This is a genomic window from Vibrio sp. MMH1-50 (assembly GCF_022347645.1).
Classification (GTDB): domain Bacteria; phylum Pseudomonadota; class Gammaproteobacteria; order Enterobacterales; family Vibrionaceae; genus Vibrio; species Vibrio harveyi.
Genome location: NZ_JAKRGG010000013.1, coordinates 1 through 20,418, shown reverse-complemented (window position 1 = coordinate 20,418; position 20,418 = coordinate 1). Strand labels below are relative to the sequence as shown.

The following is a 20,418-nucleotide window of genomic DNA, read 5'->3' as shown; positions in this document are numbered from 1 at the left end:
TAAACCTATTACTTTAGTGATAATTACTAAGTTATTAGACTCATTAACTTACGCTTTCACTACATCAATTATGTTGTTTTTATCGAGTAAAGGTTCTTGAAAAGACTTCAAGGATATTACTTTAAGAATCACACTAGCATGCCAATAATTGAAGCATCCCTTTGTCGCCATTAAAATCAAACATTAATAACGATGCCGGTTGGTTAAAGTGATGATTCTTAACCGTAAACGCGATAAGCGCAAGTGACGAACAACTGCCCATCATTCCCCATAACTCATTGATAAGATTAGGTTGTTCTGGATCAATGAAGCGTTCTGCTTTAGCACCTAGAGCAAAACCATAATCTTCCGTATGCGCGCGCAGGTTTGTCATGTCTGAATAAACTTCACCAAACGAATCAAGTTTTTTACTCACTCGCTGCACAAGTCTAAACATGCCTCTTCGGTCTGCGGTATTCAATTCTGTGTCGATATAACCAAGCTGTGCTTGAGGCTTAAGTTTCAACGTTTCTAAAGTATTTCTTCTGCAAAGAATTAACCCCGCTCCCCCCTCACTCGGAATAACACCCCATGGGTTATTCGTACTCATTACCATCGCATCGTCAATAAGCTCTTGTATCGAACTCACCGTAGAGTCCACGCTAATGCACATCATGGCGTCGTATTTATCCATAGACTTCATTGCCTGTAGCACGAAGCTAGGACCGCTTGCATGCACGGCTTCAACCACAGAAAGAAAGTCAGAATAGTCACTTTCACCGAGCCACTCTTGTATCTTCACTAATGAAATTGTCGTTGGCACAGAAATAAGTAACGGAATCGGCTTCAAGGAGCGAGGTAGTTGAACCAAAAGGGAATCCAGTAAGTGAGCCGTTAGCTCACAGGTTTTTCCAAATAATTCGCTCTCTTTCGTGTATTCGATTGTGGCAAACGTAAATCGTTCAATACCGTCTTTACCAACCATTTGATCAAACCTAGCTAAGTCCGCCTTTGCCACGCTAGTAGCAACGTCCAGGTTCATTCCTGTAGGCGTCATGACTTCCATGCCTAACACGTAACGACCGGTTGAATTAGGCATGCTCGCTTACCTCTTCTAATAGGGTGATAGACGTAGAGACCAACAAATGTTCTTTGCCTTGACAGGGAAACGCGGCTGTATAAGTGATTGATACGGCTTGCTTTTCAGTATCAACGAACAAGGTATACATCGCCATATCGACCTGGTAGCTGCCGTCTTTAAAAGTGGCGGTTGCACGATACTTCTCTTTAGGAATGCGAAATGAAAGCGTGTCATCATGACAAAAGCCGCTCATCATTAAACGCTCGCCTCCATGAAGAAAACCTTTGCATTGTTGGTCGGTGGGCGCGCTTTGAAAAAAGCGCCTATCGAAGTCCAGCGGTAGCATTGGTTTGCGATTTTCAATCCAATCTTCATCAAACGTGCCAGCCAGTTTTTGGCGAGACTCAAAAAATGGGGGAATAGGTCCAAAGCCCGCCACTCGCAGATTTTTTGAAGTAGCACTCCACTCTTCTCTCGGGTAGAAAACCGAGGGCACTTTCTGCTCAAGTAACGCTTTATTGGAATCAGCGACACCACCGCCAATTCGGTTACGTAAGTCACCACCGATCGCGCAGGTGTAATCAATATCTCTTTCTATAAAGGGCGTCGGTTTACTGAGTGTGATACTCCCCCCGTGTTCAACCCACACGCGCTCTCCGTGGATAGCGAGAGTCTTATCGATATGACCATCAATCAGAACTCGGCACTCTTGGTATGTCACTGGCTTTTTCGCGTAGCTGCGCGCTTTGCCGTAAACAAGTACATCTGTGTTGTCTTTGGTATACGCAAACTCGTGGTCAACTTTCATCGCAGAGAAGCCTTCTTCGCCCAAATATTGGGGATCATCGAAGATTTCACTTTCACCTAATTCGTGCCAAACCACTCCATCGAATTGCCAAGTACGTTTAGCGACAACAACCCACACCTCATCGCCGTTTTCATCACGTTGAAAACGCCCTTTAAGTGATAGCTCTGGGTGCGCTTCAATATCCCATAACTGCATTGCCATTCCTTAAGTTGAATCGTTCGATCGCCGAAGGTGCGGCTTTTAAATTGTTAAAGTTCCAGTCTTGCTGATGGATCGGCATAGCCATATCCCATGGCACATAAGCTCTTGATTGAATACAGATTTGACGCCATAACCAATCGCGGAACATGACATCAACATTGGCATCTTGCATCGCCGCTAAAGTAGATTCGAAGCTCAATGCATAACCCATACGACTGGGTAGGTTTTGGACATACTTTTCATCTTCCACCCACTCGTTAAGCAAATCGATAATCTCTCCCCACTCATGCTCAACGCCAATGTCTTGCGGAGTCAGGGGAAGAAGTTTTCCGTAGACCACATACAATGCTTGAATCCAAACTTCGCCTTCATCTTCTTCTAAACTTTGCAAGTGATCGATGATTCTAGGTACTAGCCTGTGATCCCCACTCAGTGCAAAATCGACAGGAGCTAACGAAGAAGAAATATCAAACACTTCAAACTCTCTAAGCTCCAATAATTTTGCAAAAGTGAGTATTTGATCAGAAGGCAACTGACTCCGTTCAGTACCAAAATACTGACGGAACCAAGTGCCTCGGTCGCGTTTAGTAATCAAACGTTCAAACAGATACTGTTCGCCATTAGCATTGTCGTTGATCCATTCAATACCCTCTTCCACATCCTGCAACGCCAGTAATGGCAAAGCGATATTGGAAAGGATGATTTCCGCTTTGTGCCAACGTTTAATCAATGCAACACTCAATGCTTGGCGGACACGTAGGCACTCAAAATAATACGCGCTGGCTTTCACTTTACCTTCGATAAGTTCAGACATCACACTATCGATATGCTCTACTGGCGATTGCGTAACAATCACCATAGCGGTATGCCTGTCTAGCTCTTCGAGTAAACTCAGACCACACAAAAGGTTATCAAGCTCTGAGCCTAACTCTCCTTGAAGCATGATCCAGGTATAGATTTCTGGCTCTTGGTTTCTTAATTGATGAATCAACCCCGGTGCTAATCGATAGAACGACAAGTACACCTGCTTGAGCTCGGCAATTTGGCGCTCAATGAGCTTGAGATACTCCAATTCACGGCTTGGATAACCACGTTTATGAATTTGGACTCTTTGCCTAATTAAGAATCCGAGGCTCTCTGAGGCGATAGAAAGCTTTTCGTTGCAAAAGGTCAGCCATGTTGCTGGCAGTTGGGAAAGGTCGCTCACTGCACGTTCGGCTTTCGCCAACGCACCTTCAACGTCTTGATTGGTTATAGGTGCCTTTAGGTGCTCGACACCGATTCTTTGTCGCATCTACTTATCCATTGTTAGCGTACGAGAACGCGATAGCAGTCAACTAGTAGCAATTAGTTAGTAATGGTTAGTTAGTTATTAACAATCAGCTCGTTGTGCTCAGTTAATTGCTATCGTTCCACCTTGAATTTTTTGTGCTTTTTCTGCTTGAGAGGTGACGTACTTAGCTTTTGTGGTGATACGACCATCGCGCCCGCTATAGCGAGTTTCTGTCTCTCCGCTTTTAACGATCAGCTCCTGTTCTGTCTCAATCACCATCTTTTTGGCTCTTAATACAAATTCGTCAGAATCATCCAAAATGGAAAAGAATATGTCCGTCACGAATGGCAAGCTTAAGTCTTCGTTCAGGAATTCAATTCGACAACTTAACTGGTTATCGATGGCCATTTGTAACTCAGAACGACGAAAGCCACGCCCTAACCTTGCGGTAAGTGGCTGGTTAAATGGATTTCCATCAAAATCAACTCGAACACTGCCTGTGGATTCGTTGATGGCGACTATGGTTCCAAAGCGCGAAAAGCAAGCCGGAGTATCGGCTTGCTGTTTCGTGATGGTTTCTGTAGTAAGTGGTTGTTTTTCCATCATTAGTTAATCGCTACGTTACCACCCTTCACGACGACTTTACCGCTGCCCTCAATGGTGATTGAAGAGCCAGACAGCTTGATTGAGCCATCACTGTTCATCACTAATGAAGAGCCGCCTGTTTTCAACACAATCTTGTCACCACTGATGATTTGCGTCGCACCGTCGGCTTTGTATGATGTGTTACCTTTGACCGATACCGTTAAATTGCCGCCTACGGTTTGATTGTCATCGGCACCGATGTCCGAACTCTTAGACGCCCCTACCGTCAGGTTACTGTTTTCACCCACGTCCAAATCGTCGTTTTTACCGATCTTAGTTGTGCGGTTATCGCCAATTTCTAAATCAGAGTTATTCTTTACATACTGAGTTTCGTTGGCGTTGTAAGTGACGGTTACATCTTGCTCTACAGTCTCGGTAAATGTGCTGTTTACTTGCGTAGTCTTATGACCATCAATGGTTTCTTTGTGGTCGCCATGCACTTCGTTGGTTTGATGACGCGCTACCTTTAAGAACTCATCCTGACCGATATCGCGGTAACGGTTGTTGAGTACTTTAGTCGACATATCTTTTTGAGCATGAATGTAAACTTCTTCTTGGTTTGCTTCGTCTTCAAAACTCAGCTCGTTGTAGCCTGTCCCCTTGTGTGTTTGGGTACGAAACGTAGTACGCGTTTTGTTCTCAGGTAGCGCATAAGGAGGGAAATGCAGACCGTTGTACACAGCCCCAGTCACTAACGGACGATCTGGGTCACCCTCAAGGAACGTGACGACCACTTCATGACCAATACGCGGCAAATACACAGCCCCCCAAGTTGGCGCTGCCATCGATTGACTTACACGAATCCAACAGCTTGAGTGCTCATCGTTATCACCATAGCGATCCCAATGGAACTGAACTTTAATTCGTCCGAGTTTATCGGTGTAGATCTCCTCACCAGCAGGACCAACCACAACAGCGGTTTGTGGACCATCAACAACAGGTGCAGCCAATTTAGGCGCTCTAAATACCACATCGCGTGGAATACAAGAGAACTGGTTGTAGTAAGTGGTTGGCATACCACTCGTTTCGTCTTCATGCACCTGTGGATCTTGCCCTGTGTGCATGACAGATAACATGAGGTAGTCACGGTTGATTTCAGCGCGAGGATGTTCACTGACATTAAAGCTGTAACCAGATGCTAAACGCATCACATCACTGCTCGCTTCAACCTGTTGATTATCAACAATATGTTCAGACATCCATTCCGTCGTTCTTACCTGCCCCATCGCAGGATCCACGTAACGACCAGGGTAATCAAACTGCTTCAAGTCTTGGTCAAGATCGCCCGCATGCGTCATCTCTTGCGGGATCTTTGGTTGCTCATAGTTATAATCCGTGTACGTAACCTGACCCGTTCGCACCCGGTTAACTAACTCTAGATCGGAGATGTGCTCACGATCGGCAACGCCACCACCATCAGCATGATAAACAATCGGTCCAATGTAAGAAGCATTGATTGGCGAACTCACCAAAGGTGCAATCGCATCATTACTATCCACTATTACCATGGTGTGATTTGCATCAGTATGGTCGAAGTAGTACCACATACCGTGCTCAGCCATCATGCGCTGAACGAAATGCAAGTCCGATTCACGATATTGAAGAACGTATTCTTTGGGAGGATATATGCCTGAAAGCTCGAAGCGATAATCGGTGACAGCCCCATCATCCAGCACTTCAGTAATAATATCTTGCGCAGACTTCTGCTGGAAAATTCGACAATCTTGACGCTGAGATAAAAACCAAGCTTGCGGCACCAAAACCAATTGGTATCGAGAGAAACGGCGCCCAGTCCCCAAATAGCGAACTTCATTCACGACACCGTTAAATACACGTGCAGCACCAACACCTTGTCCATAAAGGGTTAATGTGCCCGCTTTTCGTATTAACGCATCAAAAGAGATATCTGGATCAAGTGAAAGTAATGAGAGACTGATGTGAAAAGGTTTCGAAAGCTCTTCATTCACTTGAAAACTTTCTACTCGAAATTCATGCCCACATCCAGGCACTTCAAATTTAAATTCTACGTCATTCACCATATCTTTTACCTGATACAAATAATCGGATTAGGGCCAACAATTGTTGGCCCTGAATCTTTACGCAAAGAGCAATTAAGCTTCGCGTGGAGCACGCCAGTCGTCGTTACCCGCTGTACCACAGTTTTCGTGAGTCACTTCAATTGCACGGTAAGTGAACTTAAGTACTTCTTCTGTCACACGGTCAGCGGTTGCTGCGTCTTGACAGTGGTTCATACGAGTTTGGATATCTACAAGTAGCGCATCAATCAGTTTGATTGAGTAGTAGTGCTCTTGCTTGCCTTGAACTGAAGTGCGGTAGAAACGAATCACACATTCAGGAAGTTTTTCACCAGATACTAGTGCGTTGAATAGTAGTGGAGAAGAACGGTCTTGAACTTTAGTTACAACAAGTGGGCGGTGTACACGCTGACCAGTTGGCTGACCGCTTTGTGGGTCACGTGGAACAGTTAGCACGTGATCAAGCTCTTGCACTAGGAACTCATCAACGTGAGCTTCTTGCCATGTGTTACCTACAGAGTCCGCAGAGTAAGTATCTTTTGTAATGTGACCTTGAGTTTCACCGTTGATAGACATATATGCTGGAGTTGGCATCGCTATTTCCTTTTCTAAAATCTGTTTTGTTTAATCACCAAATCGCTTATCACCGCGACTACTTGGTATATTCAAACTCCATGCCAACTAAAATAAACAATAAAATACAATAACTTACAAGAAATTAGCCATTATTTACCTATTTGTTAAGTACAATTTATTGGTTGAAAAACCAAAAAATTGGATTCAAATAATAATAAATTGTTTCGAATATAAAAAGTGGAAATAACCATATAACAACAAGACAATAAAGTTAATAAACCTAGCCTTTTAGTTATATTCACTAATAATTAATTCAAAATAACAAAGTATGATTCGCCACGATAAATATTACCACTAATACTCTCATTAAAATCACCAATAAACGCTAGTTAAAATATCTTGATAAAAAAAGAACATTGTCACTTTTAGTATAATAGCCATTACATCTTTTCCTCTAAAGAATTAAATGGTCATGATAAATATAAACCTTTCTTCATTAATTCAGCGTCTACACCCGATAGCAAAAGTTGCACTAGAAGACGCAGCTGCACTTGCAGTTTCTGAAAAAGCAAACGAAGTTCAAATTGAGCACTATTTATTGAGTCTATTAGAAAGACCAAATAGTGATTTTGACGTCTTATTAAGTCATTTTGATTGTTCAGAGAACTTATTAAGACAATCGGTTCTATCTACTCTCGATACCAACGCCAAAGGGAATGGCAGCAAACCCGTTTTTTCTGCTTTATTAATTGAATGGTTACAAGAAAGCTGGCTGGTTTCTTCTTTAGATCTGTCTGAAACACAAATCCGCTCCGGTGCTCTGCTCCTTACTCTTGTTAGCAACCCTCTACGTTACGGTCAACACGGTTACGCCTCTATCCTTGAAGCCCTAAATCCTGATAGTCTCAAACGCAACTTTGCAGAGCTAACGAGCCACTCTATCGAAGCGCAAGTCGCCACGTCAGAAAACACTCAAGCTCGTGAAGATGGCTCAGCACTGAGCAAGTTCACGACCGACTTCACTGGTAAAGCACGCAAAGGCGAAATCGATCCAGTATTCTGCCGTGACCAAGAGATCCGCCAAATTGTGGACATTCTTGCCCGTCGTCGCAAAAACAACCCTATTGCGGTTGGTGAGCCTGGCGTTGGTAAAACAGCCGTCGTTGAAGGACTAGCACTTAAGATCGTGCAAGGCGATGTGCCTGACAACCTAAAAGGTGTCGAGCTTTATGGCTTGGATATGGGACTTCTACAAGCCGGGGCAAGCGTAAAAGGTGAATTCGAGAAACGCCTAAACGCTGTATTGGATGAAGTGAAAAACTCGCCAACCCCTATCATTCTTTTCATCGATGAAGCACACACACTTGTTGGTGGTGGTAACCAAGCAGGCGGCAGCGATGCTGCAAACTTGCTAAAGCCTGCACTAGCCCGTGGTGAAGTCAAGACAATCGCAGCAACAACCTGGTCGGAATACAAAAAGTACTTCGAGAAAGATCCTGCCCTTGCGCGTCGTTTCCAACTTGTGAAACTCGACGAGCCTTCTCCGGAACAAGCAGCATTGATCATCCGTGGTTTGCGCCCTGCTTACGAAAAATCACACAATGTATATGTTCGCGATGATGCCATCACCGCAGCTGCAGCGCTCTCAGCTCGTTACATTTCGGGTCGCCAACTGCCAGATAAAGCCATTGATGTTCTAGATACAGCATGCGCACGTGTGAACATCAGCCTAAATGCCATTCCGGCGTCTGTAGAAACACTTCAACAAGAACTTGCTGCACAACAGCGCGAGCTCGAAGCCCTTGAGCGAGATGCGCTACAACAAACAGGCGATAAACACAGTCTTGCTAATATTCCAGACCTAAAACTGGCAATGGAAGCAACAAAAGAAGAATTAGCAGAACAAGAAGCACAATGGCACAAAGAGAAAGAGCAAATCGAAGAAATGATTGCACTACGTTCTCGTTTACATGAGTTAGTGTCTGGTGAAACCGACGAAGAACAGCAGATTACTGATGAAGAATCAGAACATGAGCAAGACATTTCTCCATGCGCAGAAATGGATGAAGAAGCGGTTCGCATTGCAATTTCAGCCTGCCAAGAACAGCTAGACGCAATCCGCAATGACAACCCACTGGTTCACTTTGAAGTGGGTCCAGATGAAGTCAGCCACGTGATCTCGGACTGGACTGGAATCCCAATGGGTAAGATGCTTCAAGACGAAGCAGAAACCACTCTTAAACTAAAAGAAAGCCTAACACAAAGCATCAAAGGTCAAGAATACGCTATCGATGCACTGTCTGAAGGTATCCAAACTGCAAAAGCCGGTCTAGGAAACCCAGACGCACCGACAGGTGTATTCCTGCTCGTTGGTCCAAGCGGTGTGGGTAAAACCGAAACCGCTCGTGCAATTGCCGACCAAATGTTTGGTGGTGAGCGCTTCATGACGACCATCAACATGTCTGAGTTTCAAGAGAAGCACACGGTATCTCGCCTAATCGGTTCACCTCCGGGTTATGTAGGCTACGGTGAAGGTGGCATGCTCACAGAAGCCGTTCGTCAACGTCCATACTCAGTTGTACTGCTTGATGAAGTTGAAAAAGCGGATCCAGAAGTATTGAACCTGTTCTACCAAGTGTTCGATAAAGGCACACTGAACGACGGTGAAGGTCGTACTATCGACTTCAAGAACACGCTAATCATCATGACCAGCAACCTTGCGACGCATGAGATTGAATCTTTGGTTCATCAATCAAAAGACATTGATGCCAACATCATCGCAGAGGCTATCCGCCCTACTTTGAACCAGCATTTCAAACCAGCGCTATTGGCACGTATGTCGGTACTACCATTTGTTCCGCTGTCTGATGAAGCAATGACAGAAATCATTCACCACAAGCTAAACAAAGTTTCTCAGCGTCTACAGAGCCATCATAAATTGTCTTTGAGCTACGAAGATAACTTGGTTGAGTTCGTACTTGGTAACTGTCGTCTTGCTGAAACAGGTGCGCGTAACATTGATGCGGTCATCAACCGTCAGTTATTGCCTCAGCTATCGACTCAGCTACTAGTGCATGACAAGGATGATTCACATACGCAAATCGAAGTGTCTGTCGATGAGCAAGGAACACTAACCTATGCGTTCAGCTAACCATAGCGAACTTAGCAACGCCCTACTTGCGATCAGTCAATCTTTGGCTGATCGCAGCCAGCTTACCCAAACCTTAGATGCCGTGTTGACTGCTGCGAGACAAATGACCCTCGCAAAGCACGGCATCATTTATGTTTTGGATCAGACTGGCCAGGCGTTGATTCCAAGTACCGCTCACCATAACGATAAAACGATTGTTTCCCACCCTTGGGAGGCATTGCAGATAGATTCCGCTAGTGAGAACGACCCATTTAACTTTGCCATTCGCAATGGTGAGGTGGTGTTGATTAACGAGTTGTATAAGTACAACGGCTACGACTGTGACAGCATTTATCTAACTGAGCAGACGCTTGGATTAAAGAGCGAGAATTTACTGGCTTGGCCTTTGATTGATAGCGAAAGTAAGACCATTGGACTCTTGGTCTTGCTCGACTTAAGTGTTATCGACAACGAAGCCGCACTCACCGAGTTCTGTCGCATGGCCGCAAGCAATATTCGCCAAGCGGTTTGGTTAGAGCAATATGGGCAAGTGATCAAAAGCCTGAGTGCCGATAACCAAGCACTGCTTCGTGAGAACACTCAACTCAAAAAGCGTACCCAAAAAACCTATCAGGGTCCTATTGCAGAGAGCGAAGAAATGCTCAATGTCTTGAATCGACTTGATAAGGTGTTATCCCTTCCTGTCGATGTGTTATTGCGTGGTGAAACGGGCGCTGGTAAAGAAGTGATCGCGAAATACATTCACGAAAACTCTAACCGAGCAGAGCAACCTTTGATCGTTCAGAACTGTGCCGCAATCCCAGAGCAATTATTAGAATCGGAACTCTTCGGTCATAAGAAAGGCTCATTCACTGGTGCAGATAAAGACAAAGTCGGTCTGTTTGAAGCAGCCAATGGTGGTACGCTTTTCTTAGATGAGATCGGCGATATGCCAATGCTACTGCAAGCAAAGCTTTTGCGTGTGCTACAAGAGCGTAAGGTTCGCCCTATCGGTGCTAGCAAAGAGATTGAGGTAGACGTTCGCGTAATCGCGGCCACCCACTGTAATCTCATGCAGCAAATCAAAGATGGCCAATTCCGTGCCGATTTGTTCTACCGTTTGAATGTATTCCCGATTACCTTACCACCGCTGAGAGCACGTCAGTCGGACATTATTCCACTTGCGGAACATTTTGTTCAGCACACGACTAACACGTTAGGTTTACCACAGGCACCAGGCTTAAGTGCCAACGTACGAAAGCAGCTTCTTGCCTACCCATACCCGGGTAACGTGCGTGAGCTTAAAAACATCATCGAACGCTCAGTGCTACTGTCCGATTTTGAAACCATCACTCACATTGAGTTTGGTGAACAAATACTAGAAGATGTGCCAAGCTTCGAAGTTAATGCTGTCTCCCCTGCTACCGAGCAACCTGAACAGCCAGTTCAAGAACCAAGGCGTTCTGATTCTGACGATGGCTTGATGGGTCTTAAGGAAGTGGTCAGTCAGTACGAGCGCACAGTGATCATCGACTGCTTAAATGCCTGCAACTGGCACACCAAGAAAGCCGCCGAACAGTTAGCTCTACCAATGAGTACCCTCAACCATAAGATGAAGAAATACGATATTTCTGCAGCGGGTTGATTGGAGAAGCGAGAACTCCTACTTCAGTTTTCATTGATAAGAAAAGAAAAACCGCCCGAAGGCGGTTTTTTTATTTGTTGAGAATCGACGCTTCAATTATGGTTGCCAAGTATGGGTCTCTAATCCAAGTTACCAAACGTTCTGTACGCTCGTCTGGTTTCAGTTTTGCCCAGTTGATGTACATATCTTTATCAACTTTATAGCTTGGGTCTTCACAATCAGAAAAATAAGATAATTCATCTACATTTTTGTACTGCCTGCCTAACGACATCTCAAAGCTTCCAAGTTTGAACGGCGTCTTTTCCGCTGTATTGCGTTGTGTTAGAGAGGACACCTTTAGAACTGCTTCTTGGAATCTACCAGATGTCGAAACAACGGGGCCAAATGGTCGAAGTCCCTTGATTTCTTGCCCGTTCAGCGCTTTAAATGCGAACTCGAATCGAGACGCGTAGACGACCTTACCACCGAAATCTTCTTCCATGTCTATGTTGGATAGAGCCTCAGAGACAAAATCTGCGCTTATATTTTTGTTAATCACATCGCTGTCATCTAGCATCCATTTAGAACCGTCCTTCTTTAGTATCCCAATATAAGTAAGGTTACTTAGATGCTCAGGACCAGAGGTAGTTTCAGATCCAAATACGGCTTCATTATCAAAAGTGGTTGAGAGCTTTAGTGAAACTGGAACACTCTGCCATTCAAGATTTTGGCCCTGATACGACTCTTTTCTGTGCTTGCCACCAATGAGCATAACTTCCATAGCGAATGACTTCTTCGAAGTCCAATCAAAGCCTTTTAGCTCATCTGCCGTAGTGAACATACTGTCCTCGTTCATAAACTGTCGTTTATTCCCGTAGTTGACCGCAATCGCACTGTGCTTAATGTCATCGATAACAGGCTTTGTCGGGCCTTTATGAACTTTACTATGTAAGACAAAATCTAGCGTTAACAAATCTTTCTCTGACACACTATTTCCGTTCGCCAAAAAGCCCGATTTAGCAGAGAGTGTATAGTTATGGTTTGTATCAACCCCTACAGGAATCTGTCTAGGTGATGTAATAAATCGTCCGACTGTCTTGTCCACTCGTACTGGTAGCTTATAGTTGCTTCCAGAGAGAGTGAACTCATAGGTCATATTTTTGAAGCCACCGCTGTTTACATATTCTTTGAGTACATCTTGTTGAGAGTCAATTTTTATCACCTGCCCAAAAATCGGACCGAGAGCAACTTTAGATAAGTAGCCGCTATAATCGACTAAATCATGCTTGGCGATCAAAGGCTTCACTCCAGAGAAGACATCATCACCAAAGTAAAAATACGGCTCAAACTCACAACCAATAAGGACTTTGCTATCTGCTTTTTCCGCCTCAAAAAATTCGGCCAACTCACCTTTGGGGTCTACACTAAATTCCTCGTGTTTCATCGGTTTGAACATCAAATTAAACTTAGGCCCACTGGTATTAAGTAAACCGTCAGTGCGCTGATAAGACATCTCACACTGAAACACATTTGACGTCATCTGTTTTAGACTTTGTTTGCCTAACACCATTTGCCACTTCAAACGGTGGAAAGGCGATAATCGCACCTTTTTATTTGCTTTTAATCGTGCCTTCTCCCACTCATCAAAGGTGACCCATTTAGAGTTGTCATGAGGCTCAGAGACTAATAACCTAACGAACCCTAGGTCCTCTTCTGATAATTTTTTAGACTCAACATTAAACTGTGTCGCAAACTCCACTAAGCCTCGTTGTTGATCACGATTATAGAGCTTGTCTTGCACTGGAAACGCGACATTAAACGCCCCAGAAACGTCTTTCCTTTTTGGAGCAATATAGTTGGCTTTGTTACGAGTGATGATTTGTTCAGCGATTTCTTCACCGTAACTTTCAACTAACTGCTTGTGTCCCTCACGACGCATGAGTTCTTGGAGCCACAAGTTACACAAGTTTTCTTTTAACTCTGTGTTTAATATCCAGCCGTCGGTTTCGATATATCGCTGAATGTATTCATCGATGGCTAATACTTGCCACTGCTTTGTGAACTCTTGTTCGCCCTCAGCACAAGCTCTTTGAATCAAAAGTACCAAACCATTAATAGCAAGTGCACGGCGTTGATAGCGCTTAATCAACTCCTTTGCACCCGTTGCTTTTCCTAGGTGCTCGACTAACGCCTCTGAAGACGTAAAATACATCTCAGTCAATTGAGTATTAATTTCAGCCAATGAATCAATAATCTCTGTGGTTTCATGGCTAAGTTGTTCAATCGCAGATATGCTTTTTCTAACTTCGTTGTAGGAAGACAAGTAATAATCGAAGAGCGCAGAGTCTAGCAACTGGGCGCCACTCATCAGCATTTTCCCGCCTTCTTTGACAACGAAAAAGCCTCTTGCTGCCTGTCCTATTATCGGAACATAGCAAGCCATACCAACGATCATCTCGAAGATAGCTAGCTTGAGCTCTTTTGCAATTGCTTCTTCTCCCAAGTTCGCATTTAACTGAGCTAAACGCGCTTGCTCCATAGCCTTAAAGCCGAGTCGACTCGGTGGAATTCTCGCAGCAAACTCTTGTAGGTAGATTCGAACCTCAACACGTCGGTTAATATTAAGTTGAGCGTTTTCGCGTTTGATTTCGTTGTTTGGTACCTCGACTATCGGTCGACGTTCGCCAAAAAATCGAATGTCACTGACTGAAGAAAAGAACTCAGCAACATGCTGTGCTCGCTGTTGCGAAAGGTTTTGGTTATATTCTGAATCACCGTTTTGACAGGCATGCCCTTCGATTTCAACAACGGCATTTGGAATCTTGGATAATTCTTTATCAACAGCAGCCAAATATGACAAGTGAGGGGCTTGAACCTGATTGTTATCAAAAGGAAAAACCAAGCGTAAACCGGCACCTTTATGGTCTTTAACAAACATTGCACTGTCTTCAGCAACGTCATTCGGAATGCTGTCAGTAAACGTTACATTGTCGCCTAACTTATCTATGATTTGCTTAAGTAGTAATTCCCCGCTCTTCAGACTTTCTTTCCAGACTGGTACCCAGTTCAGATAATCACGTGATACCTGCTCAAAATAACTTTTCCTGAGTTTAGCTTTCTCTTCTGCTAAGCGAAATTGCTCGGTTTTGTCAGTGATCTCTTTTATCTCATAGAAGGTGTTAATTGCATTGAGCCCGGCACCAGCAAAGGGCGACAAAAAGCTTTTGACACTGCCGTTACCTGTCAACCACGTTCTAGCAGCACTCCCCGCCACAACGTGGGCATTACCATTTCTCGCAGGTTCAATAACCTTGGTAAAGAACTTACTTTTATCAAACCCTTTCTCTTTGAGAAGCGTTTTTAAGCCCACTTGAGCTGCACGCTCAGATTCCGATGCTGCTTGGCGTAAATCTTGAAGAGTTTGGTAAGCTGCTGCAGTCGCCGATACCCCAAATGAAAACTCCAATGCCGAAATCATGGCTGGGGGTAAAGCGCCCTTGTCTACTTGCCCCCAAAACGTATTTGCTAAACTTCCAATCACGTCGTGTTTATTTGAGGGATTTTGATGAATATTAATGCCAGCATTAACCAAACTTGGTGTAACTTTTGTTCCAATCTCCCACAGCGCTGCACTCATACTGGCAGTCGTTCCGCTATTCTCTAGGTTTTCAAGCTCCCCCATCCGGAAGGCTTGTAGAGCTTTAAAGTGAGTAGGAAATTGGTATATCAAAGACTCTTCAAGTGAGATCATGTCGCCCGCAACAACCGCGATCTTACCAAACGGTGTCGTTTGGCTAAGCGTGATGTATTCTCGTAGCTCGTAGCTGACTCTAGTAGCATCACCAAATTCATCATACTCTTTGGTTACATTAGTGGCATTCTGTGCAAACTCAGGTATCTCATCGATGAGGTCAACATCAAAAACCACTTCAATGGTGTACATGCCATCAGTAAAAACCTCCGACGCCAACGGAAACAAAGCTATTGGACGATGCGAATCACTGTTTCGGTCAAGTTGTGCTTGCGTTATGATTTCTTCGTCTTGCAGGTTGAGGTGCTGTCCGCTCTCCTCATCAAAACGAGTAACTTTAACAATTGCATCAGCATACTCTTGTGTTGAAAATGCTACGGTGAGAAATGAGAACGTGGGTACAATAAAGCCACGAATGGGCTTATCTTCAGGAACAGAGTCATACCATTTGTTATACGCAACTTGCTCATCAGTTAGTGCTTGAGTGCCCGCTTCATATTTAGGCGCAAGTTGTGAGCGCTTTACTTCTGTGACAGCGTATTCCACTTTTTTTTCTAGCGAGTTCAGTGTTTTCTTGCTCCCATTTCCCTTTAGATTTCCTAAGATAGAGGCAAGATCTGAGCACGCCTTTTTGATTGGGCGAGCATTACTCTGCGCACCAATCGCCAACTCTGTGAGCATTGACCATTCAGGAAAAGACAGCTTGTACGTCTTCTGTGCTAACTCATGTACTGGCGAACGCAGTACCAAAACCTGATTGATATTGGTTTTTTGGTTTTTCTGAGTAGAATCACCCAGTACATGTAAACGACCTAAATCGTCTGTCGCCCAAAGGGCTGCGCTTTCCTCACCTAAATTTATTGCAATGGGAAGCCGTGACATAGGGCGGATATTTTTCAACTCTTCCAATGAGGTCAGGTCTTTTTCGATATTGAGTGCTTTATATCGAGGGTTCTGTGCATCCCCAACATTAGGAAAATCGACACCAAACAAATAGACATCTGTTGGTAAATACTTAAGGTCATTACTCATCGTTTTCTACCTCCAGAAAACGCCCGCCGTCAGCATCGGCATTATAAAGCACCGGGGTTTTAGCAACTCTGCCAGAATGAATCACCTTCCATGACTGAGCGCCATTTCCATTCATTTCATAACGGTAATCTGCCCCATAACGTCTTATGGTTATTTTTGCTGCTCCTCTCTGTGTTTCATTACCGTTGTTACTGATATTTACAACTTTCGCATAAACGTTCTTTTCATCGCCTTCCTTAGAAAACGCAAGCCAAGTTTGATCCTCAACATTGATCAGCACCTTACGATACGAGTTTATGCCCCATACATATTTACCATTGGGGCTGATAGCAATTTGGCGATAGATGCGCTTCTCAATATCGATGGAGTCTTCAAACTCTTTTTCAGGTAAAATCGTGTATAAGCGTTTGAGTGTCTTGGCGTCATAAACTCCCACCCCCAAGCCCGCGGCATTGATTAACTTGCCATCTACAATGACCGTATCTTCAGACAACGGTACATCTACCTCTTCTTTGGTTCCCGTCGCGAGTGTGTATTTAAAGCGCTTAAAACCGTCTGAGAAATAGATGTAGCTAGAATCGTCCGCCCAGACCAAATATGGCTTAGTACTCGCGCTACCCAGCTGAATGGTCTGTTGCGTTTCTAAGTCAAAGATTGCCTTTATCAAAGGCCCTCCATAACTGTATGCATAAGCCACATAACGATTGTTAGGTGAACGACTCATCGTAAAATTCTGTGGTGACGCCGTACTTGGCATATCATCCGTAACTAAACGTAAATCTGTCCCATCAATTTTCACGCTCCAAATCTTGTAGCCATTTTCGTAATCATTTACGAGAGGGTCTCGAGAGCTGACATTATTCCACCAAAACTGAATTCGAGGTTTGTCATAAGAGCTCGCATCAGATAAATTTTCACGGGGCCACTCTTTTGCTCTGCGAACAGCATAGCCTGGTTTTACGGGAAGTGTACCTGGATATTCAGGCTTGGACAGATCTTCAGAGTAAACAATAAAGTTGTGCTCACTTTGCCATTGGCAGCGTGGTCCTGTTACATCTTTGCGTTCGAATGACGTTGTTTCACCAACATTGTAACAAGCCTTTTGAGTGGGTTCTTTTTCTACGGATTGTGTTATTGCAGTATTCGAAGTTTGGTTACTTTCGTCACCACAGCCTGTTAATAACATAGCTGTCGACAGAAGCATGATACTTAACGTTGTTCGTTTCATTTTATAATAGTTCCGTGAGTTCAATGTCTTGATAAATTACTGACATTAAGACCGTTTTATCTGAGTTATGAGATCGGCAATGACGGGTTAGATTGACCCTTTTAACTTCTGGTAACCAACCACTAAACACGACTTCTTTACAATACTGATCAACAAACTCAGCCTCGCGCAAAAAAATCTTTTGGCTCCATGTTTCATCAACACACGTCAGTTGGAAAAAATCATCCGGTTGATCGCACTGAGGGTTACTTTTATACGTGATTACAATGCCTTCACTTGGGGAGTTAACAACAGCAGCAGCAACACCCTGCTCTTTTTGACTGACGACATTGTAATCTGATTTGCTTAGCACTTGAGTATCTAGATTCGGCAGCGAAATCACAGGTTCGGAGCTCGCATCAAAGTTATGAGCAGAAGAATAATCACTGAGGTCTACTTTAATCGCTTTCTCGTTATTCCCGCTCTTTAATTCATTGAGTTGCTGAGTATTGAGTTGAGCCCGAGAATAATAAAGAGCAACATCACTTTGTACGCTGCCGTTTATTTTGTATGGAAGCCAAATATGAGGCAAAGGAACACCAAGCGGCTCTCTCTTAGTTTTACTTCCAGCCTTAAATGGACTCAACTCGGTTTGAAGTAATTCTGTGTATGTTTCGCCTTCGTTAGGCCAATCAGCGACCACTACCTCAACTTCTTCTGCAGTAAGACCAAAAACACGGGCGCAAGCATATTCGTCCAACACACCCTCATAGACTTTTTTACCGTCTTGGTACAACTGAAACGCTTCCCCTGACAGAAATGCTTCGGAGTCTTCGTCATATAAGCTAATATCGACTGATCTTTGAGGCGAGGGCTTAGTGCTTTGGTAGAGTGATAGATCGACATCAGAAAAGCGTCCGTCATTTTGAACTTGGATTTCTCGCCAAACTTCTGATTGCCAAACGACATAAATATAACCGTTTTCAATAGATACATACCCTGAATCACTTTTATGAACTGGAACCAAAGGCACCAACACGTTATCCCACTCGTCCATCTGAGTTTCTTGATCAACGGGCTGCAGGTCTTCGGCGAGTTTAAGCAAGATTGGCTGAGGCTGGTCGGAACAAGGGATTTTGATATAAAGCATTTTGCCTTCAGCATCGAGATCTTTAAACGTCGCGAGGCTGCGGTGTTTGCTCTCGGTATCGGCCTTGCCTATAGTCACTTTTTCTTTTTGAGCTTCGGTTTTACCCAACATCAAACATGCTGCATTGCTAGCCCACTGCCCTGCAAGTTCGACAACGATTTTTTGTTCTGGGCTTGGCTCAGAAGGTACATGCGTGTAACTGCGGACTAGAGCTACATCATCAGTAACCTGCTTATAACCCGCTTTGAAAACTTTTCTTTCATTCGAAGCAGAAACAGAGTCAACGAGTGTTTTAAGCCTAGGGAAACTTTGCAACTGAGAGTCCGTTAATGGCGACCTACGAGCGAAGGAAGATAATGGAACCCAGCTACCTTTGCCCAATTCGACTCTGATCGCAGCTAACAATCCGCTGGTCGTTTTCTTGGCAGAGAGAGAAATCTTTTGCGCAAACTCTTTAGGGAGGTTTCTAAGAATGTCATCTGAATTTCGCAAACGCGAAAGCTGCCCTATACACTCGTCTGGCGTAAGAACATAAGATAGCTCGTTGGAGGATAGCTTCGAGCTAGGTATAAATTTGCAAACTAAATGCATTTGGATTCTCCACAACCAACATCGTAAATATGGTTGCGGTGACGTTTAAGCTGATAAGGCTTACAAGTACGATTTGGTGGCTCAATGCTACTAATTAAATTTATAACATTCAATCAGATAGAGAAAACGACGAAAAGGTTAAAACCATTAAAAACAACAGAAAGACAGGCTTATTGGTAATTATCACTAGCAATAAAGACACAATAACCACCCAAACCTTTCAAAAGTTATATTTTCAGAAATCGGTTTTTTTTCGTTTTTGGGCAGAAGTTAACAATTTCAATAGACCAAAATATAGCGGCAAGCCAAGGCTCTAAAGGGAGCAGCTTCCCCAGTAACAATACGTTGGTTAATTACTACTGAGAAAGCGTGAATAAAAAGGTGAGTGCTTATCACACCCACAAAAACGCATAACCGTTTTGACGTGATGCTAGGTTGGTGTCACTTCAATACGATTACACAAGTGATAGGTTGTACCCTATCGTTTGCAGAACTCTATACTTGGGGTATAGCAATCAGCCGTAACTATATAATATTGCGACATATTCTCAACGTGGCATATTCACCATTACATATCTAAATTGACCACCACAATCACACCAACACCATCTAAAAACAAAATACTTATAGGTATTCTAGATAATTCACCTTGTAGAAAGACCATTGAATCATCCGGTTAAATTATTATAAAAAGCGAATCGTTTGATTTAGATCACTTAAATCTAGGTAAAAAAAGCGAGCTAAGAGCTCGCTTTCAATTAGGCTGCATTAAGCAAGGGGATATCACCATGATGTTTACCCCAAGACGTTGGAATAACAAGAGCCGTCGTACTGTCGTAATTGAATGTTGTGCTCTCCTCATCAGCTGTAGCAGATAACGCGTTAGTGCCTTTTGCGGAGACAGTAATGACACCATCTTTTAGGGTTGAAAGGTCTAAATCGATCGTCCATGCTCCGCCGACAAGCACAAGTGTATTCCCTGTTACTTCTACGCCAGCACTATCAACAGCTTTGATTTCGATTGTGTCATCTACCTCAAAACGAGTACTGGTACCATTGACGATTACCGTTGTCGCACCTGATACATCGTTGATAGTTTCGAGAGTAATTGTTGGTGTGATAGTTAACGCCTTACTCGATGTGAACGATTCACCAGCATTGCCAGTTGCATCCTCAAAGCCTTGCAGCGTTAACGACACGCTCTTCACTGAATCGGCTACCGCTGCCACTTGAACTAAACCTTCCCATTGGGTGTGAGTGCCAACCTGTGGCGTCCAGTTGATCGCCGCAGTACCTAAAGTTGAACCTGTTGGAGTCGTCACTTCTTTATCGAA

The 20,418-nt window shown here is 43.9% G+C and carries 11 protein-coding genes and 1 pseudogene; 2 read left to right on the top strand and 10 right to left on the bottom strand.

The annotated features are described in order from the left end of the window. Positions 1-133 precede the first annotated feature (133 nt). From MHO32_RS12055 to MHO32_RS12030, 6 genes are all read right to left on the bottom strand, one after another. Entirely contained in the window at positions 134-1,078 is a 945-nt protein-coding gene (locus MHO32_RS12055; protein ID WP_239212186.1) for a hypothetical protein, read from the bottom strand. Further along, entirely contained in the window at positions 1,071-2,063 is a 993-nt protein-coding gene (locus tag MHO32_RS12050) for a DUF2169 family type VI secretion system accessory protein (protein WP_239212184.1), read from the bottom strand. Before MHO32_RS12050 ends, MHO32_RS12055 begins: the two co-directional genes overlap by 8 nt. Further along, entirely contained in the window at positions 2,044-3,363 is a 1,320-nt protein-coding gene (locus MHO32_RS12045) for a hypothetical protein (RefSeq protein WP_053052226.1), read from the bottom strand. Before MHO32_RS12045 ends, MHO32_RS12050 begins: the two co-directional genes overlap by 20 nt. Positions 3,364-3,462: 99 nt before the next feature. Continuing rightward, positions 3,463-3,948 (bottom strand): hypothetical protein, encoded by a 486-nt coding sequence (locus MHO32_RS12040; RefSeq protein WP_009696466.1) that lies wholly within the window; start codon positions 3,946-3,948, stop codon positions 3,463-3,465. After that, positions 3,948-6,026, bottom strand: a complete 2,079-nt coding sequence (tssI, locus tag MHO32_RS12035) for a type VI secretion system Vgr family protein (protein ID WP_239212181.1) — start codon at positions 6,024-6,026, stop codon at positions 3,948-3,950. The genes MHO32_RS12040 and tssI overlap by 1 nt, the downstream gene beginning before the upstream one ends. A 72-nt stretch (positions 6,027-6,098) precedes the next feature. Beyond that, positions 6,099-6,617: an Hcp family type VI secretion system effector gene (locus tag MHO32_RS12030; RefSeq protein WP_005449492.1), complete on the bottom strand. Its 519-nt coding sequence runs from the start codon at positions 6,615-6,617 to the stop codon at positions 6,099-6,101. A 454-nt stretch (positions 6,618-7,071) separates the two neighbouring features. Between MHO32_RS12030 and tssH the strand changes: the two genes are divergently transcribed. Further along, positions 7,072-9,750, top strand: coding sequence for a type VI secretion system ATPase TssH (gene tssH, locus MHO32_RS12025; RefSeq protein WP_239212160.1), 2,679 nt, complete (start codon positions 7,072-7,074; stop codon positions 9,748-9,750). Further along, positions 9,737-11,374 (top strand): sigma-54-dependent Fis family transcriptional regulator, encoded by a 1,638-nt coding sequence (locus MHO32_RS12020; RefSeq protein ID WP_239212148.1) that lies wholly within the window; start codon positions 9,737-9,739, stop codon positions 11,372-11,374. Before tssH ends, MHO32_RS12020 begins: the two co-directional genes overlap by 14 nt. A gap of 70 nt (positions 11,375-11,444) precedes the next feature. Here MHO32_RS12020 and MHO32_RS12015 read toward each other — a convergent pair whose 3' ends face one another. From MHO32_RS12015 to MHO32_RS12000, 4 genes and pseudogenes are all read right to left on the bottom strand, one after another. Next, complete coding sequence (locus MHO32_RS12015; protein ID WP_239212145.1) at positions 11,445-16,136, bottom strand: OmpA family protein; 4,692 nt, start codon at positions 16,134-16,136, stop codon at positions 11,445-11,447. Further along, positions 16,129-17,364: a TolB family protein gene (locus MHO32_RS12010; protein WP_239212133.1), complete on the bottom strand. Its 1,236-nt coding sequence runs from the start codon at positions 17,362-17,364 to the stop codon at positions 16,129-16,131. Before MHO32_RS12010 ends, MHO32_RS12015 begins: the two co-directional genes overlap by 8 nt. A gap of 1 nt (position 17,365) precedes the next feature. Then, entirely contained in the window at positions 17,366-19,084 is a 1,719-nt protein-coding gene (locus MHO32_RS12005) for a hypothetical protein (protein ID WP_239212132.1), read from the bottom strand. Between the two features lie 758 nt (positions 19,085-19,842). Next, positions 19,843-20,418 (bottom strand): annotated as a pseudogene (locus MHO32_RS12000) (tandem large repeat); the annotation flags it as partial.